Source organism: Halorhabdus amylolytica, assembly GCF_004944975.1.
Lineage (GTDB): Archaea > Halobacteriota > Halobacteria > Halobacteriales > Haloarculaceae > Halorhabdus > Halorhabdus amylolytica.
In genome coordinates this window covers 19,333-40,956 of the sequence record NZ_SPQG01000009.1, presented here as the reverse complement: position 1 = coordinate 40,956, position 21,624 = coordinate 19,333, and the positions used below count along the sequence as shown (strand labels likewise).

Genomic DNA, 21,624 nt, shown 5'->3' with positions numbered 1-21,624 from the left:
AGGGGTAGAGATCGGTACCCATGACGTCGAACGTCCACGCGTATCCCGAACCAGTGAGTGTCGAGGACGCGACGATCGATGACGAGTTCTGGACCCCCCGGATCGAGACGGTCCGGGAGACGACGATCGACTTCGTGTACGACCGACTGGTCGAGTCAGGCCGCATCGAGAACTTCCGCGTCGCTGCTGGCCACGTCGACGGGGAGTTCCAGGGCCGGTTCTACAACGACTCGGACGTCTACAAGTGGCTCGAGGGGGCCTGTTACTTCCTCGCGACGGACGAGGATTCGGAACTGCGCAAGCGCATCGACGAAGTGGTCGACCTGCTAGTCGACGCCCAGGAGGACGACGGCTATCTCAACACCTACTTCCAGCTCGTCGAGCCGGAGATGAAGTGGACCAACCTTCACGTACTCCACGAGCTGTACTGCGCCGGTCACCTCTTCGAGGCGGCGATCGCCCACGAGGAAGCGACGGGCGAGGAGCGGTTGCTCGATGTCGCGACGGCGTTCGCCGACCACATCGACCGGCGGTTCGGACCTGACGGCAAAGACGGTGTGCCGGGTCACGAGGAGATCGAACTCGCGCTGGTCAAACTGTATCGCGTCACCGGCGAGGAGCGATATCTCGACCTCGCGCAGTACTTCGTCGACCGGCGAGGCGCCGCGGACTCGCGGCTGGCCTACGAGGTCTCCCATCCCGAGGAGATCGCGGGTGAACCGTCCGACCACGTCGTCGATGACGGCGAGTACGACGGACGCTACTTGCAAGACCACGCACCCCTCCGCGAGCAGGAGACCGTCGAGGGACACGCCGTCCGGGCGATGTACTTCTACACTGGGGCAGCCGACGTGGCGCTCGAAACCGACGACGAGGAACTGCTCGATGTCCTCGAAGGATTGTGGGAAAACATGACGACGAAGCGGATGTACGTCACCGGCGCCGTCGGCTCCTCGCACGTCGGCGAGCGGTTCACCGAGGACTACGACCTCCCCAACGACACCTCGTATGCTGAGACGTGTGCCGCCCTCGGGAGCATCCTCTGGAACCAGCGTCTGCTTCAGTTGACCGGCGAGGCGCGCTACGGCGACCTGCAGTCCCGGACGCTTTACAACGCGTTTCTGGCGGGACTCTCGCTCGACGGGCGACGGTTCTTCTATGCCAACCCACACGAGATGGGGACTGACGGTCACCCGCTCCATGACGAGGATCCCAACCGGTTCGCGGCCCAACGACAGGGCTGGTTCGAGACCGCCTGCTGTCCGACGAACGTGCCGCGACTCGTCGGGTCGCTTGGGAGTCACGTCTACGCAGTCGGCAACGCCTCGCTGTACGTCAACCACCACATCGGCAGCGAGGCGACGGTCGAACTCGGGGAGACGACCGTGACCGTCGACCAGGAGACGGCGTTCCCCTGGGACGCCGAGACGACGATTTCAGTGACGCCCGAGGAACCGTTGACGTTCGAACTCGCACTCCGGATCCCGTCGTGGTGTAGCGATGTTTCCGTGACTGTCGCGGCTTCGGACGGCGAGCGTACCGAGGAGTCCGTCGAAGCGTCCCCCGGCGAGTTCTGTCGGATCGAGCGTGAGTGGGCGCCTGGCGACGAAGTCAGGTTCGGGGCCGGGTTCCCGGTCCAGTTCCTCCGGGGGCATCCAGCACTCGAAAGCGACGCCGGCCGCGTCGCCGTCCAGCGGGGCCCGATCGTCTACTGTCTGGAAGGGACTGACAGTCCGCGGCCGCTCCACCAGGTCGAGCTCGATCCCGACGGGGACGTCGGCATCGAACACGACGACGAACTGCTCGACGGCGTCACGACGCTGGATCTCGACGCCCTCGTCCCCGAGGAGTCGTCCTGGACCGACGAAGAGCTCTACAAGCCGGATTCACAGGTTGACACGGAACCTGTGACCGTCCGTGCGATCCCCTACTACGGCTGGGCCAACCGCGGCGAGGACGAGATGCGCGTCTGGGTCGAGGCAGCGTCCCGGCGGTCGGCGGGACCGAAGTGATCGTCCCTCGTCGCCGACACCAGATCGGAGTGATCGTCCCTCGTCGCCGACACCAGATCGGAGTGATCGTCCCTCGTCGCCAACGCGGGATCGAAGTGATCGCATCCGATCGTCGATGGGGCCGGAGTCGCAGACGCAGTATCTATTAGTTCGTCGCGCTCGCTTATGAGGGACGTATGCCCGCAGGACCCAGAGCGACAGCGGAGTCAGTGCCGATCTCGGACGTTGAACTCGACGACGACTTCTGGACTCCGCGCGTCGAGACCAACCGCGAGGTGACGATCGCCCACCAGTACGATCAGCTGGAGGCGAACGGCTGTCTGGCGAACTTCCGGCGCGTCGCCAGGGGTGCCACAGCGGACGAGACGAGCGGGGGCCAGGAAGGCGATTCGTCCGGAGAGGACGGCGCTTTCGAGGGACCGATGTTCATCGACTCGGACGCCTACAAGTGGCTCGAAGCGGCGAGTTACGTCCTCGCGACGGGCGAGGAACCGGACCTTCGCGAGCGCGTCAACGAGGTGATCGAGCTGCTAGCCGACGCCCAGGAGGACGACGGCTACCTCCACACCTACTTCCAGCTCGTCGAGCCGGAGATGAAGTGGACCAACCTCGCGGTGATGCACGAACTGTACTGCGCCGGTCACCTGATCGAGGCCGCTGTTGCCCACTACCGCGCTACCGGGTCCGAGGGCTTGCTCGACGTCGCGAGGGCGTTCGCCGACCACATCGACCGGCAGTTCGGACCCGACGGGCAAAACGGCGTACCAGGTCACGAAGAGATCGAACTCGCGCTGGTCAAACTGTATCGCGTCACCGGCGAGGAGCGGTATCTCGATCTCGCCGAGTACTTCGTCGACGCGCGCGGACAGGACCCGTCGCCGCTTGCGGACGAACTCGCGAACGTCGAGGAGATCGCCGGTGCCGACTTCGTTCACCACGGTCAGACCGCCGCCGAGGGGGCCCGTAATCATTTCCTCAGGGACGGCGAGTACGACGGCAGCTACGCCCAGGACCACCTCCCCCTCCGTGAGCAGGAGACCGTCGAGGGACACGCCGTCCGGGCGATGTACTTCTATACGGGCGTGACGTCGCTCCTGCAGGAACGCGACGACGAGGAGCTGTGGACGGCGATCCAACGGCTCTGGGAGAACATGACGACGAAACGGATGTACGTGACCGGTGGCATCGGTTCCGAACACGAACACGAGGGGTTCACTGAGGACTACGACCTCCCCAACGACACCGCTTACGCCGAAACGTGCGCCGCCATCGGCAGCATCTTCTGGAACCACCGCCTGTTCGAGTTGACCGCCGAGAGGGACTACGCCGACCTGATAGAACGGACGCTGTACAACGGCTTTCTGGCAGGGGTTTCCGTCAGCGGCGACCGCTTTTTCTACGTCAATCCGCTGGAGACGACGGGCGATCACCACCGCAAGGAGTGGTTCTACGTGGCGTGCTGTCCGCCGAACGCCGCACGGTTGCTCGCCTCGCTCGAACGGTACATCTACGCGCGGGGAACCGATGGCGAGACGCTGTACGTGAACCAGTTCGTCGGGAGTTCGATCGAGACGGAACTGGGTGAGGATACCGTGGCGCTAACGCAGTCGACCGCGATGCCCTGGGAGGGCGAGACCAACATCAAGTTCACTCACGACGACCCTGGGGCATTCGAACTCCGCGTCCGAATCCCGGAGTGGGTCACGAACGTCGAGGCCACCGTCAACGGTGAGACGATCGCCGAAACGAATGTCCCGTCCGCGAGCGACGACTACCTCTCGGTCGAACGAACGTGGGAAGCAGGCGACGAGGTCGCGCTCTCGTTCTCCCAACCGGTCGAGGTGCTCGCGGCGGACCCGCGCGTCAGGGACGACGCCGGCCGCGTCGCCGTCAGGCGGGGTCCGCTCGTCTACTGCGTCGAGGACGCCGACCACTCCGTTCCGGTCGAGACACTCGCGGTGTCGGACCCCGACGACTTCGATCCCGACCCCGAGCACGACCCGGACCTCCTCGGCGGGACGACCGTTCTCCGGGGCGAGGGGACTGCTTCTGACCTGGACACGTGGACGGACTCGTTGTACCGCTCGGTCGATAGAGTCAATCGGACGGAAACGGAGATCGTCGCGATCCCCTACTTCGCCTGGGACAACCGCGAGGACGGGGCCATGACGGTCTGGATCCCGACCACGTAGATCCGAGCGCAGTCCCGAAATCACGGGTACCCTCGCGTTCCCCAATCCGTGGATTGATTTCAGGCCCCGATCAATTACCATTATGGAGTATGTCAGACTCGGCTCCACTGGCCTGGAAGTATCGCCGATCGCGCTGGGAACGTGGCGCTTCGGGATGGAACACGAAGAGACGGGGATCGTCGAGACCGGTCGCGAGGAGGCTCACGAACTCCTCGATGCCTACGCCGACCGCGGCGGGAATTTCATCGACACCGCAAACGTCTATGGCGGTGGCGACAGCGAGCGCTGGATCGGCGAGTGGCTCGCCGAGCGCGATCGTGAGCAGTTCGTGGTTGCCTCGAAGGTCTACTGGTCGGACGTCTCGCGGTTCGACGACAACCTCTCGCGGAAGAACGTCCGTGCTGAAGTCGAGGCATCTCTCGACAAACTCGGGACCGATTACCTGGACATCCTCTATTTGCATCGCTTCGACGACGAGACCCCGATCGAACGAACGCTCCGCACGATCGACGACCTCGTCAGCGAGGGGAAAGTCCATCACGTCGGCCTCTCGACGGCTGAAGCCTGGAAACTGACCAAGGGTCTCTGGAAGGCGGACGTCAACAATTACGAGGCGTTCACCGTCACCCAGCCCGAGTACTCGGCGGTGTACCGCGAGCCGATCGTCGACGAACTGGATCAACCGCCGGAACACAAAGAACCGATCGCGGAGTACCTCGACGTGTGCAGAGACCAGGATCTCGCCGTGTGCCCGTACTCGCCGCTGCACGGCGGGTTCCTCACCGGCAAGTACGAGCGCGTGGACGGCGAGATCCGGGCGCCCGACGGGTCCCGCGCCGAGATCGATCAGGCGTTCGAGAGCGACTACGTCGCGGACGCGGCGTGGAACGTCCTCGAAGAGGTTCGTGCGGTCGCCACGGAGGTCGAGGCGACGCCCGCACAGGTCTCACTGCGCTGGTTGATAGACCACGACGATCTGACAATTGTTCCGATCATCGGTGCCCGAACTATCGACCAACTCGACGAGAACCTGGGTGCGGTTGACGTCTCCCTCTCCGAGGACCAGTGGGAGCGCATCGACGCCGCAGTCGACGCCTGATCGTCTCACACAGCCGTTTTTTGTGTTCATCTCGCTGGCGATCCTCGCCACCGCGCGATCACCGTGAGGAGACCGCCAACGATCAGTGTCGGAACGCCGATGGGAAGCAACAACCCGCCGAGCGTGGCCGGAAGGCCGCCCATCGCCCGCCACCCCAGCATCCGTAGCCCGTTCGAGAGCCCCAGCAAGGCGATCCCGAAAAGCACCATGCCAGCGCTGATCCGAACCAGCGTCCGCCCTGGCGGGGCATGCCCGTCCCTTCTCGTCGATGCGACGACCAGGAGGAGGCCGGAAACGGCGAGGATGAAACCCAAAGGCAGGAAGGCCGCCCCGATTTTGGCCAGGATCCCCAGAATGACCATCCAGGTTCTCCTCGGATACTCGACCGGAACGTACCAAAGAAATGCCAAATGGAGGTGGACAACGAGGACACCGATGGCCAGCATACTCGCACCGCCGACGAGGAGCTTTCGCTCCGTACTGGAGGGCGAGAGGAATCGTTCGACGGCAAGCAATGCAACCGCACACCCCACGGCGACGACGCCGGACGCGATACCGACCATCGCGAATATCCATCGCCACCCGGCGACAAATCCCGATCCTTCGGCCCACGGCGTCGAAAGCGCGTATATCCAGCCTGCCACGGTCGCGACGCCGATCAGGAGGGCTCCGATGCCGATCGCGAGGGAAGGGCGACGTATCGATCGCATGTGATACAGAATTGAAACAACATGCTGTAAAATTTTCCGGTATTTGGTTTCAGGACAAAGGTTAGGCGAACGTGAACAGGACGACGGAACGGGCTGTAGTCGAGCATGATGAAACGGCAGAAGTGCCGACCGGGAGACTCCCAGCGGAATCACGGCGACTGACTGACAGCGTCCCAGTCGGTCACGTCCGTGACGGTCCCGATCGCCAGATCGACCTTGACCCAGTATCGGGAGCGTTCGCGGGCGGAAGATCCGATCCGGACGACCGCCTCGTCCTCGACGTAGGACGGTTCGCGATCGATCTTCACGGAGCCGTCCGATTCCTCGACACTGACGTTCACGATCTGAACGCCCTCCCCGGACGCGATCGTGTCGTTCGTCCCGTTCACGTCGAACTCGACCGTGGTGCTCTCGGACGCTTCCAGGCTCAACTTCTCGATCGGTTCGACACTGATATCGGGGGTTTCGATCGTTTCGAGGTACGACTCGACGGTTCCGTTTGTTCGGGCTATCTCGACGGCTCGCTCGCGTTCGGAACGGGTGAAGGGGCTGTCGTCGCGTTCCGCGACCGTGATCCCGCCCCCGTCCTCCGTAATCTCGATGTCGCTGACGTCCGAGAGATTCTCCATCAGTACGACGTCGCCGTCGCTGCTGGAGACGGTCACGTTGGTCCCGGTGACACTGACTTCCCCCGTCCGGTCGCCAGCCGCGAGGCGATCTCCGACTCCGAGAGCGACACCTGCGCCCGCGAGACTGACACCGATCGCCGTCAGCCCGACCAGCAGGAAGAGCCGGACTCGGGCGTCGTCGTTCATGTGTCCCCGTTGGGTGAAAACCCTCATCAGCGCTGGGGAGAAATGCGTTCGAAACACGTTTCACGGGCGTTTCAACCCTGTTTCACGCCGATTTTTGCTCGACGAATCGACGCACATTAGGGGGTCGAATCCGGAACGTCCACTCATGGATCTGCGGGCCCTCCACGGCAAGCAACTCCTCGCCGCGGTCGCCTTCGTCGCCGCCACGCTCGTGCTCGCGATTCAGCTCATCACGCCCTCGCCCGTCGTGGTCTCCGTCGGCGAGAACGGCGCGGACGTCGCGGAACTGGGCGGGTACTTCCGGTACCGCGACGTGGCGATCATCGCCGGATCGGCAACGCTTCTCGGTTCGAGCGGGACCTACCTGTTGACGAGCAGCCACCCGACCGCCGCCGGTCGAGCGGACGAACGGACTGCCGCCAGTCGGTCGATCGAACGGACCGCTGCCGACGCTTCAGCCGCGACAGTTCGAGCTGACGGGTCGGACAGCGCCTTCGAACCGAGCGACGATCTACTCGAATCGCGCCGTGCCGAGTGGGAGGAGACGGCCGAGCGACTTGCGGACAACGAACAGGAGATCTACGAAACCGTCCTCGAGGCGGACGGCGTCATGGCCCAGAGCGACATCGTCGAGACGACCGACCTCTCGAAGGCGACGGTCAGCCGGACGCTGGACAGCCTGGAGACGAAGAACCTCCTCGAACGCAAGCGCCGCGGCATGGGGAATACGGTGTTACTGCTGTGAACCGCCTCGGGGCCAAGTGGTTCGAGAATCTTCGATTCTCGTGATCTGCTCACGGCGCTTGCGCCGTTCGCAGGTTCGTGGGACTTCGTCCCACGCCCATCACGGAAATCTCCGATTTCCGGACGACCCCGAGGCACTCGGCCTGCTCAGCCTGTAGAAACGCGTTCCGAAATCCGTTTCGAACGCCCTCTCAACGGATCTCTAAGGGGCTTTTCTCACAAGGGTCGATCGGAGCGATCCGGGGACGGCCCCGACGCTCCGGAAAGACTATGCGAAACAAGCTACTCGCGCTCGCACTCGCGGTGACCCTGGCGATCGGTGCCAGCGGCGTCGTCGCCGCGGATGCGGGCTCCGCCGAGCGCTCAGGGGTACAGCTTCCCGACGAGTACGGGGTCGACGTGACTGATTCCGAAGACGTGTTGAACGACGCGGACGTCGATCGCGCGATCGCGACCGCATGGGACGACGAGGCGTTCCGCAGTTACTTCGAGACGGGTGAATACGTCCACTTCGACGTGTGGGCGCCGGGACCGGACGAGCATGTCCACGTCTCGGCCGGCCCCTCGTCCGACACGGGTGACGACCGAGTCTACGCTACGGTCGATCTGGATGCCGGCGTCGTGACAGAGGTCGACGAACCGATGACGGTCAACGCTTCCGAGATGACAACTATCGAACTTGACGGCGACGAGATCGAAGTCGTCGACACGACGGACGAAGGCGACGACGGAACGGTCGAGTTCGAGGTCACGGAAAACCAGACCGATGCCGACGTCGAGTACGACGAGAAACTCATTGCAGAGGAGTCGTTCACCGTCGGTCTGGAACTGGTCAACGACGCCTTCAGGACGGATGGGATCGCCCTGTTCGACGTGAGCAGCGTCGCCGCGTGACGTGCCCGGCTAACACTCACCAGACACTCCCGTGTCCGCCGCTCGGACACCAGGCCCGGCGGCGATACGAACCCCTTAAATGGCGAGAACGCCGAAATTCGACAACCACTTCTCAGGGTGAGACGGGATGTCCGAGGAAACACCACACGATACAGACGAGTCGTCGTCGCTCCGGACCCCGATCGTCGCGGTCCTGGGTCACGTCGACCACGGCAAGACGACGCTACTGGACACGATCCGCGGCTCGGCGGTCACCGAGGGCGAAGCCGGCGCGATCACCCAGCACATCGGTTCGACCGCGGTTCCGCTCTCCGTGATCGGCGAGATGGCCGGCGACCTCGTTGATCCCGCGGACTTCGACCTGCCCGGCCTGCTGTTCATCGATACGCCTGGCCATCACTCCTTTTCGACGCTGCGCTCTCGTGGCGGTGCTCTGGCCGACATCGCGATCGTCGTCGTCGACGTCACCGACGGGTTCCAGCCTCAGACCGAGGAGGCGTTAGATATCCTCAAGCGAACACAGACCCCCTTCGTCGTCGCGGCAAACAAGGTCGACACGATCCCGGGCTGGAACCCGAACGACGACCAGCCAATCCAGGTGACCAAGGAGCGCCAGCCCGATCGTGTGCAGTCCGATCTCGATGACCGGCTCTATGAACTCATCGGCCAGTTGAGCGACGAGGGGTTCTCGGCGGACTTCTACTGGCGCGTCCAGAATTTTCAGAACAACATCGGGGTCGTCCCGCTGTCGGCGCTGACCGGCGAGGGCGTCCCGGACCTGCTGACTGTGCTGATGGGGCTGTCCCAGCGCTACCTCAAGGAAGAGATGGCCATCGACGTGACGGGACCGGGCGCGGGCACGGTGCTGGAAGTCACTGACGAGCGCGGGTTCGGGGCGACTATCGACGCCGTCGTCTACGACGGGACGATCCGGGCGGACGATCAGATCGTCGTCGGGGGATTGGAGGAGTCGATCGTCACCGAAGTCCGTGCGCTGCTCCAGCCCCGCCCACTCGCGGAGATCCGCACCGAAAAGGAGTTCGAGAAGGTCGACTCGGTGGCGGCCGCCGCGGGGGTGAAGATCGCCGCGCCGGATCTGGACGACGCGATGGCCGGCGCGCCGGTCCGCGTCGTCCGCGACCGGCCGGTCGGGGAGGTTATCGCCGAGGTCGAGGCCGAACTCGCCGAGATTGAGGTCGGGACCGAAGAGGAGGGCGTCGTCGTCAAGGCCGACACGCTGGGTAGCCTCGAGGCGCTTTCCGGGACCCTCGCCGAGGAGGAGATCCCGATCATGCGCGCGGAGGTCGGCGACGTCGCGCCGCGTGACGTCCGCGTGGCAGAGACGGCCAACGAGCCGATCCACCGGGCGATCCTGGCGTTCGGCGTCGACATCCTCGACGACGCCGTCAGGCTGGCCGAACAGGAGGATGTCCGGATCTTCGAGCACGACGTTATATATCAGCTCGTCGAGGACTACAGCGAACACGTCACGGCGATCGAGGAGTCCCAGCAGGAACAGATCCTCGAAAACATCACTCGCCCGGCGCGCTTCCGGATACTCGAGGATCACACGTTCAGGCAGTCCGATCCCGCGGTCGTCGGCGTCGAGATCCTCTCGGGGACGATCGTGCGCAACTCCAACGTTGTCCTCTTCGAAGGGGCCGAACCCGAACGCGTCGGGGGGCTGAAGGGCATTCAGGACGAGGGCGAGGATGTCGATCAGGCCCGGGCGGGCGAGCGCGTCGCCGTCTCGATCGACGGCCCGACCGTCGGACGGGACATCGAGGAGGGCGACGAACTCTGGATCGAACTCCCGGAGAAACACGCCAAGATCTTAGAACAGGAACTCACCGAGGAGATCCCTGCCGACGAGCGCGAGGCGCTGTCGATGTATCTGGACAAACACCGGAATCGGGACCCCTTCTGGGGCAAGTAGGTGATTCTACCGGCGTTTCCAGATAGCCAGAACTATCAGCTGCTCGAACTGTCGTACATCGCGTCGAACGCCCCTTCGCCGCGGATCAACGCCTCGACCCCGTCAGTGAGTGTCACCTTGCCGAAGACGGTCGCCCGATAGTAGGTGTACAGTCCGTCCTGGCCCCGCTCGGTACGCTGTCGTTTCTCGACGAGACCGACGTCGAGCAGTTCGTTGAGGTGGTAATGGAGCGTGCTGTCGTCGACATCGAGGGCTGCTTCGAGTTCTTTCGGGCTCATCTCCCCGCCGTGGACGAGCCGATAAAGGATCCCGTAACGGGTTCGGTGGCCGACGGCGGCGTGCATGTCGAGGTACTCCTCGAGCGTGAGGACGCTATCCTCGGGCAACAGGTCCCCCGGATCGTCCGGGACATCACTGCCGGCCGTCCGCGTTTGATCCGTCGCCATCGTAGCTCCGACTACGACGGGGAAACGTTTAGTCGTTGTCGAGCCAGGATCTCTCGAATACACCGCTCTTTAAATACTTGTCCGCGAACAGGGGTATCCATGACTGCAACGATCACGCGCGACCTGCTCACCGATCGGCTCGGGGATGTGACGTACGATCGGTTTCTCTTCTATCTGATGGGGCCGTACAAGTCGTTCAACCTCAACTACGTACTCAGCGAGGAAGAACGGCGAGACATTGACATCAATGACCTTCCGGGTCCTTTGCGCCACCTCTTTCGTAACAAGGACGACATCGACGAAGCCCAGGCCCTCCTCCGACGTGTTCAGGGGAAGCTCCGGGCGGATCCGGGCGTGAATGCGTTTCTCGCGATCGACGCGGACATCGATACCGAAAATATAGATGTAGTGACACAAAGCATCGAATATACCCGGCATAGCAACGCGACGGCGTTCGTGGTACCGTTCCTCGGCCACAATTTCGGTGTCGGGGAAGAAGCCGGCAGTGTCCTCGAGAACGTCTCCGAAACACACGGCGAGCGGGTGATTTTCATCCACGAGGACGACGTGACGAGTGCGATGATCCGGTCGGCGTCGGTGCGGTGGGATCTACGGGTCGTGGCTTACGAAAGCGAAGATGAACTCGTGGGCAAACTTCGGCGATTCGCGGGTGAGATCATGCACCGTGAGCGGCGCGGAGATCTGCCTCGGCTGGAATAGGGGGTGGCAAGCTCGAAGGCGCTGTCAATGTATCTGGACAAACACCGGAATCGGGATCCCTTCTGAGGCAAGTAAAGGGCCCTCAGGGAGACTGAAGAAACTGACCCGTCCGCGAAAGAGTCGCGTTATTGGGCGGCGGGCGAGTCGTTGTTGCCCATCGCCTGCTTGACCTGGAGAGCGGCGCTGGCGGCCAGCCCCTGTGCGAGTTCCGTACACTCTCCCTCGTCGATACGGAGTTCGGCCGTCGAATCAGGCGTGTAGCCGGCACTGACGGGCGAGCCGATCGGCGGTTGGACGGCGATCATCGCCTGCGGGCCGTCGTTGCCGGTCGTGAGTTCCGAGCCGACCACGAAGTCCGCGGGGAGCAGTTCCCGCGTCCGTGCCGCGACGCGGGTAAGGTCGCTCCGGAGCGCTCGACGCTCGTCCGGCGAGAGGTCTACTTCGTTACCCGGCTGTCCGGCGAACGACGTGTTTCCGTACATTTGGATGTCTCGGTGAGTATGCGATAGTCCCTAATAAAGGCGCCGGCCGTGCCATGACTATGGTTGACACTCTCGAACGGGAAGATTCCGTTCACCGAAGCTTACCACGATCACCGAAGCCTACCATGCGGGCGAGACCGGACGGTCGTGAACGCAAACGCACTCAGACGAGGACCTGACTCCGGCCGTAGACCGCCAGAACGAGCGCTGTGGCGTACTCGGTCTCGCCCCCGTCCGGGCTCGCGGTCTCGACTTCGACGTGCTCGTCGCCGAAATCCCACTCCCGGAGGCCCGTGCCGGCCGCCAGTCCCGCCCGGACGTCCGCCCGGACACGGTCCTCGTTCGCTCCCGAGACCTCGTAGAAGATGCCCGGTCCGTCGGGTTCGCGAGTCCAGCCGATCGCCGCCGCTGCCTCGCCCGCGTCGGTCGTCGCGGCGGCCTCGACGACGTACAGACCCTGCCCTGTGGGACCCAGCTCCGGGGCCGTCCCGGCGCGCTCGATGGTCGCATCGGCGGGGATAACTGACGACAACGTCACGAGGTTGTAGTTGTGGACGCCAGCCTCGGACAGGGCCGCGTCGTAGGCGGCCGTCGGCGTCGGCCCGTGGCCCGAACCCGAAACGATCCGGATCGTTCCCATCACCGGGAAATCGGGCGAGAAGAGGGTAAAGTGCTTCGTTCGGGATCGACGGCCGGCCACAATCTTCGAGTAACAAACATTATAATGATAGATTCCCGCAAACTGGGAATTGCCAGGGGAACTAATTCGGATACTCCCACTCCTGATGGGCGAGAGACGAGTGAGCGACGATCTCGCGTCGTCTCGGGGAGCACCACTATGAAAGTCATCGATCGATCGGACCTCGATGCCCTGATCGAGGAGTTGATCGCGTCCGATCCGCGGGACGTGGTCGGGGTACAGGAGGACGGCGAACAGTACGTCTTCGATCATCTGGAATCGGCCGACGAACTCACATTGGACTACGACCTGACAGCGCTCTCTCCGAAGAAGTACGTCATGCCACAGCGGGAGACGCTGCTGACCTACGACCGGACGGACGACGAGTACGAGATGCGGGCGGAGGCTGATCCGACGGGACACATCGTCGTCGGCGTCCACCCCTACGACCTGGCGGCGATCGAGCATCTCGACAAGATATTCATCGACACCTTACAGGACGAACCGTACCGCCGCAAGCGTGAGAACTCCGTGTTGATCGGGGTGACCATGCAGGACGTGGCCGACAACTGCTTCGCCGCGAGCATGGGGACGGCCACGGTCGACTCGGGGTACGACCTCATGGTAACTGATCTCGGCGATACCTTCGCCGTCGACATCGGAACCTTCGAGGGCGACCGGTTGCTGGAGTCGACGAAAACGCGGAACGCGACTGCCGAGGAGATCGAACGTGTCGCAGAGATCGAGGCGGACCTCAAAGACGGGTTCGACCGGGAACTGGCGTTCCCGCCGGCGGAACTCCCGACGTTGCTCGAAGCCAGTTACGACGACATGGACTTCTGGGAAGATTACGCCGAGCAGTGTCTCTCCTGTGGCACCTGCAACGTGGTCTGTCCGACCTGCTTCTGTTTCAGCGTGGACATGGTCCGGGATCTCGACGGCGACAGCGGTCGCCAGGAACGCCGGTGGGACGGCTGTCTGCTGGAGGACTTCGCGACGGTCGCCCAGGGCGAGAACTTCCGTGAGGAGGTCGCTCAACGGCACCGTCACCGGTTCATGCGCAAGGGCTGGTACATCTACGAACGGTACGGCGACGTCGCCTGCGTCGGCTGTGGTCGGTGTACCCGACATTGCGTCGCCGACGTAGCCGATCCCTGTGAGGTCTACAACGAACTTCGGGAGGCCCAGCATGCGTAGCGCTGCCCGGACGCACTTCGAACACGGCGAAAGCGAGTACCAGCCGATCGAAGGACAGATCGTCTGGATCGATCGCCACACCGACGACGACAAGCTGTTCGTCATCGACCTGCCCGACGGCGTCAGTCTCGATCACGACCCCGGCCAGTTCGTCCAGCTATTCGTCCCCGGCGTCGGCGAGGCACCGTTCTCGATCGCCTCCTCGCCGACCAAAGAAGGTCCCTTCGAGTTGTGCATCCGCGCGGTTGGCAACGTGACCAACGCCATCCACGATCTAGAAGCCGGCGACGTGGTCGGCATCCGTGGCCCGTACGGTCAGGGCTTCGACATCGACGCGATCGCCGGTCAGGATCTGCTCTTTATCGCCGGCGGGATCGGCCTCGCACCGCTCCGGTCGGTGATCAACTACGCTCTGGACCGGCCCGCGGAGTTCGGCGACCTGACGACGCTGTACGGCTGTACCGAACCCGCAGAGCAACTGTTCCCGGGTGAACTCGACGAGTGGGCTGATTCGGACGTGATGGACTACCGCGAGACGGTCGACGAGGTTCCGGACAGCCAGGAGTGGGACGGCGATACGGGCGTCATCACGTCGCTCATTCCGCCCCTCGAATTCGATCCCGAGACGACAGTCGCACTCGTCTGTGGTCCGCCCGTGATGTATCGGTTCGTCATCAAGGCCTTGCGGGAGAAAGGGCTGGCCGACGACCGCATCTACCTCTCCCTGGAACGGAACATGCACTGTGGCCGCGGGCTCTGTGGGCATTGCCAGCTCAACGAACTGTACGTCTGTCTGGACGGCCCGGTGTTTCACTATCCGACCGTCCGGGACAAGGAGGAGGCCGAAGTATGAGCGACGCGAGCGCGCCATCGGTCAGCGACGGGCGACGACCGCGCGTCGCCTTCTTCGACTTCACGGGGTGTGAGGGCGATCAGTTGCAGGTGATCAATCTCGAAGACCGTCTGCTCGACCTCGTCGAGGTCGTCGAGGTCGTCAGTTTCCGCGAGGCGATGACCGAGCACGGAGACGACTACGAGATCGCCTTCGTCGAGGGCGGCGTCGCGACGGCCCACGACGAACGCCGGCTGACCCGGATCCGCGAGAACGCCGACATCGTGGTCGCGCTTGGCTCGTGTGCCGCCTTCGCGGGGATCAACGCCCTACGAAACGACCAGGAATTCGAGACCGTCAAGGAGCGGGTGTACGGCGAGGATAGCGATTCGATCACGTCCTATCCGATCGCCCGGCCGATCGACGACGTCATCGAGGTCGACTACGAGATCCCGGGTTGTCCGATCGATCGCGAGGAGTTCGTCGGGGCCGTCACGGCGCTGGTCAACGGTGCCGAGCCGTCGATCCCCAACTATCCCGTCTGCGTAGAGTGCAAGTTCGAGGAGAACACCTGTGCGTTCGAGCGCGGCGAGACTTGTCTCGGACCGATCACGCGCGGCGGCTGTTCGGCGACCTGTGTCTCGGCGGGCACCCACTGCTGGGGCTGTCGGGGCATGGTCGACGATCCCAACGAGGGCGCCTACACGGACGTTCTCGAGGACCACGGACTGACTACCGAGGAAATCATCGAGGAGTATCAACTGTACTGGAACTGGCAACGGGATTCACGAGCCGTCGCCGATGGAGGGAACCGATGAGCCACACCGTCGACGTCGAGGGAGACCTCGTCACGCGCGTCGAGGGGCACGGCTCGATCGTCGTCAACGTCGCCGAGGGCGACGTAGAGACCTGTGAATGGCACGTCGTCGAGTCACCACGGTACTTCGAGTCGATGCTCGTCGGCCGGTCGTTCAGGGAAGCCCACCACGTCACCTCGCGGATCTGTGCCATCTGTTCGGTCAGCCACACCATCGCGTCGTTGCAGGCGACCGAGGCCGCCATGGGAGTCGCTGTCTCCGAGCAGGATCGGCGACTGCGTAAGCTCGCGCTCTACGGCGAGACCCTCCAGAGTCACGTCTTGCATCTGGGCTACCTCGCGCTGCCGGATCTGGTCGGCGAGAAGTCCGTCCTGCCGCTGGCCGATACCCACCCTGACGAACTGGAGACCGTGATCGACCTCCACCGACTGGGCAACGAGCTGACCGAAGTCGTCACCGGTCGGTCAGTTCACGCCCAGCGGTTGCTCGCCGGTGGGTTCTCCCAGCTTCCCGAGGAGAGCAAACTCGAAGAACTGCTCGATCGACTCCTCAACAGCTGGGACGCGGTCGCGGAACTCGCCGACCTGCTCGCGGTACTGGCCGACGAACTCCCCGACTTCGAACGGGAGACCGAGTACATCTCGCTCACCCATCCCGAGGAGTACGCCTTCGCCGAAGGATCCATCTATTCCTCGGACGTGGGCGAGATCCCCGTTTCCGACTACCGCGACGTCGCCAACGAGTATGTCGTCGACCATTCGACGGCCAAGTTCGCCCGTCACGAACGCGATTCGTACATGGTCGGCGCGCTCGCTCGCTTCAACAACAACGCCGAGCAACTTGCCCCACGAGCGACGGAGATTGCCGATCGCTTCGGCCTGGCCGCGCCTGTCCACAATCCCTATCTGAACAACGTCGCCCAGCTCGTCGAGGTGGCCCACCTGCTCGCCGAGTCTGTCCGGCTGATCGAGGCGTTGCTTGCCGACGGGCTCGCCCCCCAGTCGGACTATCGCGTCCCCGAGATCGATCCGACTGCCGGATCGGGAATCGGTGCCATCGAGGTACCCCGTGGTGTGCTCTTTCACGAGTACGACTACGATGAGGCGGGCAAAGTGACCGCGGCCAACTGCGTCATTCCGACCAACCAGAACCACGGCAACATCCAGCGCGACATGGAAACGTTGGTGCCGACGATCGTCGATCGGGACGCCGAGGAGATCGAACACACCCTGGAAATGCTCGTGCGGGCCTACGACCCCTGTATCTCCTGTTCGACGCACTACCTCGACGTGGAGTTCGTCGGTGAGGAGAGATGATCGGAGGCTCCGTCGACAGGTGACCGGATCGAACATGACCGCCGAACTGGCCGTCGTCGCACTGGGGAATCCCTACCGTCGTGACGACGGCGTCGGCCCGGCGCTGGTCGCGCGGTTACGTGACCGTGACCTCCGGGCTGACTGCCTCGACCTCGGGGACGCGGGGTTCGACCTGGTGCACGTCGTCGTGGACTACGAGGCCATCGTGATCGTCGACGCCGTCGATTTCGGCGGCGACCCTGGCGAGGTCGTGGTGTTCGATCCGACGGACGCAGACGGGACCCGCGATCGGCGGGCGAGTCACGGGACCGACGCGTTCGAACTCCTCGCGATGGCCGAACGGCTGAGGGAGACCTCTCCGACAGTCCGCGTTGTCGGTATCCAGCCGGTTGAGACGGGGTTGGGCGAGGGATTATCTCCACCGGTTGCGGATCGAATCCCCGGGGCGATCGACGCACTCGAAAGGGTCCTTGGTGGGGTCTGACTGCCCCTCGATCGCCGGCCGGCCGGTTCCGGGGTGAACGGCGATGCGCGGATTTCCGAAGGATGGATACTGGACCTCACGGCAATAGTCCGGACGGTCAGCTCTGAGATCGAACGGACGTCGAAGGAGAGATACTGACCCTGCAATCCATACCCAGGATTGAAGACGAGCTATCACGACCGTATTCCTATGAAGGTCGTCCTGATTGGTCTCGGGCAGGCCGGGGGAAAGATCGCCCAGGCGCTCGCAACCCACGATTACGAACAGGAGTTCGGTGCCGTCCAGGACGCGATGGCCATCAACACGGCCAGAGCGGATCTGCAGTCACTCGACATCGACACGATGTTGATCGGGCAGGACCGCGTGAAGGGCCACGGCGTCGGCGGCGACAACGAACTCGGCGCCGAAATCATGCAGGCCGAGAGCGAGGAGGTGTTCGACGGATTGGACGGACGGGTCACCTCTCGGGCCGAGGCACTCGTTGTCGTCGCCGGACTGGGCGGCGGTACGGGCAGTGGCGGCGCGCCGGTGCTGGCGAAGGAACTCAAACGCATCTACGACGTTCCAGTCTACGTCCTCGGCGTCCTTCCGGGCCGGGGCGAAGGAGCAATCTATCAGGCCAACGCCGGGCGATCGCTGAAGACCGTCGCGCGGGAAGCCGATGCAACGTTGTTGATCGACAACGACGCCTGGAAGAGTTCCGAGGAGAGTATCGGAGAAGGTTTCGAGACGATCAACGACCAAATCGCCCAGCGCGTGGGGCTGTTGCTCGCCTCAGGGGAGGCCGTCGAGGGAGTCGGCGAGAGTGTCGTCGACTCCAGCGAGATCATCAACACGCTGAACCCCGGCGGAATCGCTGCAGTTGGCTATGCCAGCGCCGAGGCGAGCACCGACGGGAGTGACAACGTAAACACGATCACGAGTCTGGCGCGCAAAGCTCTGCTGACGGGAACGAGTCTGCCCAATGCGGTCAAAGCCGAGACGGCGTTGCTCGTTATCGCGGGCGAACCCAGTCGCATCTCCCGGAAGGGCGTCGAGCGGGCACGTCGATGGGTCGAAGACGAAACCGGCAGCCTCGAGGTACGGGGCGGGGACTTCCCGCTGGAGACTGACCGGCTAGCCGCACTCGTGTTGCTCGGGGGCGTCGAGCGTTCACAGCGGGTTCAGGAGTTCATGGACCGGGCGGCCGAGGCCGCAAAGGAAGCCGAGAAACCCCGGGAGACGACGGACTTCCGCAACGAGGAACTCGAGGATCTCTTCTGATCGACACTCACGTGTCGGGTTCGCTGTCGCTCCCGTCGTCCTCGCTCGTGTCGTCGGCCACGTCTTCGTTCTCGTCTTCGAGTTCGACCTCCGCGAGCGCCTCGGCGATTTCGTCATCGTCGGCCGCGTCCGCTGACTCCCCCTCGATCGGCGGTTCCGGCGGCGCGTCCTCGGCCGGTGGTTCCAGGGAATCAGAATAGGCGAACTCCGAGACGCTATCCGCCGGAGCGGAATCCTCGATATCGTCAGCGGACCCCTCACCGAACTCGTCAGCGGATGCCTGTTTGCCCCCTTCGCCCGACGCACGGTTCTCGTCGAACCACTCGCCCTCCGCACTCGCGTCCGGCAGGCCGCCGGCGCCGGACTCGACGGTGATCTCCGTCGCGAACCCGTCCTCGAGTGTCCGACGGAGACGCTGTAGCTGTCCCTCGACGCGTTCGAGGCGGGCTGCCAGCTGTTCGCCCGGCGGCCGGAGGATCGACTCGCGGTGTTCCAGCAACCAGCTGGCGTAGGCCTCCGGCGACTCGAACCCACGCTCGTCGGCTTCCGCCGCCAGCGCGTCGACCGTCTCCGGGTCCAGATCGATCTCCATCTGCCCCCCGGTAGGGAGTCTCACTGCAAAAAACTGCCCCCCCGATACCGCGATCCCGTTGCGGCCCGCGAGTGATAATTACGGCGGTAGCAAGGCGAAAGCCCACCCGTTCACACGAGACTCGCGCCGTCGAAGTCCGCCCGATCGTACTCGACGTCCATCAGCGAGAGGATCGTGGGCGCGATGTCGTACAGATCGACGTCGTCGATCCGAGCGTCGTCGTCGACGAACAGACAGGCGTTGTCGAAACTGTGCATCCCGTTTCGGGGCCCGACATCGAAGATATCCTCGTTCCCCTTGAACCCCGCCTTCAGGTCGAAGCCGTGGTTCGGGATCACGACCAGATCGGGCGCGATGTCGGAGTGGTCGCCGCGGAACGCCTCTTCTCTGGTGACGACTCGTTCGGCGACTGGCGTCCCGTCAGGCCCTTCCCAGGCCTCCAGTTTCGCCTTGAGTTCGTCACGGACCTCGTCGTACTTCTCCTCCGGGACGCCACCGTTGGCCTCCCGATCCTCCAGATTGACGTAGAATCGACCCGGGATCAGCGAGTAGGCCTTCGTCGACTCGTCTATGTCGGCCAGTTCCTCGGGTTCCTCGGCGTCGAACTCGAGCCAGCCCTCCTCCCGGAGCCACTCGTTGCAGTGGACCTCGTGTTCGAGTGTGGTGAACCCGTGATCGCTCGCGACGATCAGCGTCACGTCGTCGGGTAACTGCTCGCGCAGGCGGCCGATGTACTCGTCGACCTGCTCGTAGAACTCGAGGAACTCCTCTTCGTACTCCCCCTCGGTCTCGTAGTCCTCGAACAGGAAGTGATTGACCCGGTCGGTCGTCATGAAGACGCCGAAAAAGAGGTCCCAGTCGTCGGTCTCGACGTACCGCTGGAAGGCCTCGAAACGCTTCTCGATCGTCCTGTGGGCATCTTCCAGGAAGTCAGTCTTGTCGTCGTCGTGACCGAGTTTCGCATTGACGTCGATCCGGTAGTCCAACTCCTCGAGGGTATCACGGAGTTCGTCCGGATACGCCGCCTTTTCGACGCCGGGTGAGAGAAAGCCCGAGACCATCCGCTGGACGTCGCGCTGGGGCGGGAACGTGACGGGGACGTTCATTACGGTCGCGTCCCGACCCGCAGACTGGACACGGTCCCACAATCGCGTCGCCTGGACGTCCCGGCCCATCGGGACGTACGTCTCGTCGGACCCGATCTCCCGATCCTGGAACCCGTAGACACCCGTCTGGCCGGGGTTGACGCCCGTCGTCAGCGACGGCCAGCAGGCCGAAGACTCCGGCGGGACGATGCTGTCGATGGCGCCGGCGGCGCCCTCCTCGGCGATAGCGGTGAGGTTTTCGAAGCGATCCTCGTTGTCGGCGATCAGACTATAGGGGACGCCGTCGATACCGATGAAGGCGACCCGTGGATCGTCGTCGCCGCGTATCCGATCGAACAGACCCATACCTCGCGGTACTTGGGACTGACACAAGAAGGTTCTTCTAGGGGCCCAGGCCGACGGCTCACCGCGACGCCGGCAAATCTCGCGTCTAGTCGTCCCGGTCCGGACGGTTCTCGGGGACGGGACCCGATTCGCTCGGTTTGAAGTTCTCCGGGACGACCGTCAAATGGGCGATCCCGACCGTGGAACGTTCGGCAGCCATTACACTCAAAGCCACGGGTGCCACGCTCAAATAATTACCCATAATCATACCGCATGGGGACACAATCAGGTATAACCGGTGAGAATGACGGTGGTTCGAACAGTCCGAGTCCGTCGCTTCACTCGAACGACCTCCCTGGGGAAATCCTACTCGAACTCTTCCTCGTAGAGATCCTGGGCGTGTTCGATGGCGTCCATCGCAGCTTGCTTGTCCTCCCAACCCAGCGTCTCGACTTCCTTGTCTTCTTCGAGGTTCTTGTAGGTCGCGAAGAACTCGTCGATTTCGTCGAGCGTCTGCTGTGGGATATCCGCCAGATCCTCGATGTGGTCGTACCGGGGGTCCTCGATCGGGACGGCGATGACCTTGTCGTCCTGCTCGCCGTCGTCGTCCATCTTCATCAGTGCGACCGGACGCGCCTCGATGACACAGCCGGGGAACGTCTGATCCTCGACGAGAACGAGTACGTCGAAAGGATCCTCGTCGTCGTAATAGGACTGGGGAATGAACCCGTAGTCGGAGGGGTAGTGGACGTTGCTGTGCAGGACGCGGTCGAGCACGACGCCGGGGACGTCCTTGTCGTACTCGTACTTGTTGCGCTCGCCTTTGAGGCACTCGACGACCGCGTAGATCTCCTCGGGTGGGTTCGGTCCAGTCTCGAGATCGGTCCAGAGGTTCGTCATCACGCCCCTCTCCGGCAGGCCGGAAAAAATGCCTTTCGAGTTACGAAACGAAGCCGAACCACC

General features: G+C 63.6%; 21 protein-coding genes. 13 read left to right on the top strand and 8 right to left on the bottom strand.

Going from position 1 to position 21,624, the window contains the following annotated elements; all coding sequences use genetic code 11:
* Positions 1-20 precede the first annotated feature (20 nt).
* From E3374_RS11740 to E3374_RS11730, 3 genes are all read left to right on the top strand, one after another.
* The gene (locus tag E3374_RS11740; RefSeq protein WP_136689256.1) at positions 21-2,012 is read left to right on the top strand and encodes a glycoside hydrolase family 127 protein; all 1,992 of its coding nucleotides are present in this window, start codon (positions 21-23) and stop codon (positions 2,010-2,012) included.
* Between the two features lie 176 nt (positions 2,013-2,188).
* Positions 2,189-4,204 (top strand): glycoside hydrolase family 127 protein, encoded by a 2,016-nt coding sequence (locus E3374_RS11735; RefSeq protein WP_136689255.1) that lies wholly within the window; start codon positions 2,189-2,191, stop codon positions 4,202-4,204.
* A gap of 82 nt (positions 4,205-4,286) precedes the next feature.
* Entirely contained in the window at positions 4,287-5,303 is a 1,017-nt protein-coding gene (locus E3374_RS11730; protein WP_136689254.1) for an aldo/keto reductase, read from the top strand.
* Positions 5,304-5,329: 26 nt separating this feature from the next.
* Here E3374_RS11730 and E3374_RS11725 read toward each other — a convergent pair whose 3' ends face one another.
* Both E3374_RS11725 and E3374_RS11720 read right to left on the bottom strand, forming a co-directional pair.
* The gene (locus tag E3374_RS11725; protein WP_136689253.1) at positions 5,330-6,013 is read right to left on the bottom strand and encodes a hypothetical protein; all 684 of its coding nucleotides are present in this window, start codon (positions 6,011-6,013) and stop codon (positions 5,330-5,332) included.
* 149 nt (positions 6,014-6,162) lie between these two features.
* Complete coding sequence (locus tag E3374_RS11720; RefSeq protein WP_136689252.1) at positions 6,163-6,828, bottom strand: hypothetical protein; 666 nt, start codon at positions 6,826-6,828, stop codon at positions 6,163-6,165.
* Between the two features lie 145 nt (positions 6,829-6,973).
* On the opposite strand from E3374_RS11720, the gene E3374_RS11715 reads away from it, so the two are divergent.
* From E3374_RS11715 to infB, 3 genes are all read left to right on the top strand, one after another.
* Entirely contained in the window at positions 6,974-7,573 is a 600-nt protein-coding gene (locus E3374_RS11715; protein WP_136689251.1) for a helix-turn-helix transcriptional regulator, read from the top strand.
* Positions 7,574-7,842: 269 nt separating this feature from the next.
* The gene (locus tag E3374_RS11710; RefSeq protein ID WP_136689250.1) at positions 7,843-8,466 is read left to right on the top strand and encodes a hypothetical protein; all 624 of its coding nucleotides are present in this window, start codon (positions 7,843-7,845) and stop codon (positions 8,464-8,466) included.
* Positions 8,467-8,593: 127 nt separating this feature from the next.
* Positions 8,594-10,402 (top strand): translation initiation factor IF-2, encoded by a 1,809-nt coding sequence (gene infB / locus E3374_RS11705; RefSeq protein WP_136689249.1) that lies wholly within the window; start codon positions 8,594-8,596, stop codon positions 10,400-10,402.
* Positions 10,403-10,437: 35 nt separating this feature from the next.
* On the opposite strand, the gene E3374_RS11700 is transcribed toward infB, so the two are convergent.
* A complete protein-coding gene (locus E3374_RS11700; RefSeq protein WP_136689248.1) occupies positions 10,438-10,848 on the bottom strand; it encodes an ArsR/SmtB family transcription factor in 411 nt (136 codons plus the stop codon).
* A gap of 99 nt (positions 10,849-10,947) precedes the next feature.
* Between E3374_RS11700 and E3374_RS11695 the strand changes: the two genes are divergently transcribed.
* Positions 10,948-11,568: a DUF7509 family protein gene (locus E3374_RS11695; protein ID WP_136689247.1), complete on the top strand. Its 621-nt coding sequence runs from the start codon at positions 10,948-10,950 to the stop codon at positions 11,566-11,568.
* Between the two features lie 125 nt (positions 11,569-11,693).
* On the opposite strand, the gene E3374_RS11690 is transcribed toward E3374_RS11695, so the two are convergent.
* Complete coding sequence (locus tag E3374_RS11690) at positions 11,694-12,050, bottom strand: DUF5811 family protein (protein WP_136689246.1); 357 nt, start codon at positions 12,048-12,050, stop codon at positions 11,694-11,696.
* A gap of 163 nt (positions 12,051-12,213) precedes the next feature.
* Entirely contained in the window at positions 12,214-12,690 is a 477-nt protein-coding gene (locus tag E3374_RS11685) for a pyruvoyl-dependent arginine decarboxylase (protein WP_136689245.1), read from the bottom strand.
* Between the two features lie 198 nt (positions 12,691-12,888).
* Between E3374_RS11685 and E3374_RS11680 the strand changes: the two genes are divergently transcribed.
* From E3374_RS11680 to E3374_RS11655, 6 genes are all read left to right on the top strand, one after another.
* Complete coding sequence (locus E3374_RS11680) at positions 12,889-13,926, top strand: 4Fe-4S dicluster domain-containing protein (protein WP_136689244.1); 1,038 nt, start codon at positions 12,889-12,891, stop codon at positions 13,924-13,926.
* Positions 13,919-14,779, top strand: a complete 861-nt coding sequence (locus tag E3374_RS11675) for an FAD/NAD(P)-binding protein (protein ID WP_136689243.1) — start codon at positions 13,919-13,921, stop codon at positions 14,777-14,779. The genes E3374_RS11680 and E3374_RS11675 overlap by 8 nt, the downstream gene beginning before the upstream one ends.
* The gene (locus tag E3374_RS11670) at positions 14,776-15,576 is read left to right on the top strand and encodes an NADH-quinone oxidoreductase subunit B family protein (protein WP_136689242.1); all 801 of its coding nucleotides are present in this window, start codon (positions 14,776-14,778) and stop codon (positions 15,574-15,576) included. Before E3374_RS11675 ends, E3374_RS11670 begins: the two co-directional genes overlap by 4 nt.
* Positions 15,573-16,892: a Ni/Fe hydrogenase subunit alpha gene (locus E3374_RS11665; protein WP_136689241.1), complete on the top strand. Its 1,320-nt coding sequence runs from the start codon at positions 15,573-15,575 to the stop codon at positions 16,890-16,892. The genes E3374_RS11670 and E3374_RS11665 overlap by 4 nt, the downstream gene beginning before the upstream one ends.
* A 34-nt stretch (positions 16,893-16,926) precedes the next feature.
* Positions 16,927-17,376 carry a hydrogenase maturation protease gene (locus E3374_RS11660; RefSeq protein WP_211194962.1) on the top strand — a complete coding sequence of 150 codons (450 nt, stop codon included), beginning with the start codon at positions 16,927-16,929 and terminating at the stop codon, positions 17,374-17,376.
* A 189-nt stretch (positions 17,377-17,565) separates the two neighbouring features.
* Positions 17,566-18,639, top strand: a complete 1,074-nt coding sequence (locus E3374_RS11655; protein WP_136689239.1) for a tubulin/FtsZ family protein — start codon at positions 17,566-17,568, stop codon at positions 18,637-18,639.
* 7 nt (positions 18,640-18,646) lie between these two features.
* On the opposite strand, the gene E3374_RS11650 is transcribed toward E3374_RS11655, so the two are convergent.
* From E3374_RS11650 to E3374_RS11640, 3 genes are all read right to left on the bottom strand, one after another.
* On the bottom strand, positions 18,647-19,231 hold the full coding sequence (locus tag E3374_RS11650; RefSeq protein ID WP_136689238.1) for a hypothetical protein: 585 nt from the start codon (positions 19,229-19,231) through the stop codon (positions 18,647-18,649).
* A gap of 110 nt (positions 19,232-19,341) precedes the next feature.
* Entirely contained in the window at positions 19,342-20,682 is a 1,341-nt protein-coding gene (locus E3374_RS11645; protein ID WP_136689237.1) for an alkaline phosphatase family protein, read from the bottom strand.
* A gap of 345 nt (positions 20,683-21,027) precedes the next feature.
* The gene (locus E3374_RS11640) at positions 21,028-21,561 is read right to left on the bottom strand and encodes an inorganic diphosphatase (RefSeq protein WP_136689236.1); all 534 of its coding nucleotides are present in this window, start codon (positions 21,559-21,561) and stop codon (positions 21,028-21,030) included.
* Between the last annotated feature and the right edge of the window lie 63 nt (positions 21,562-21,624).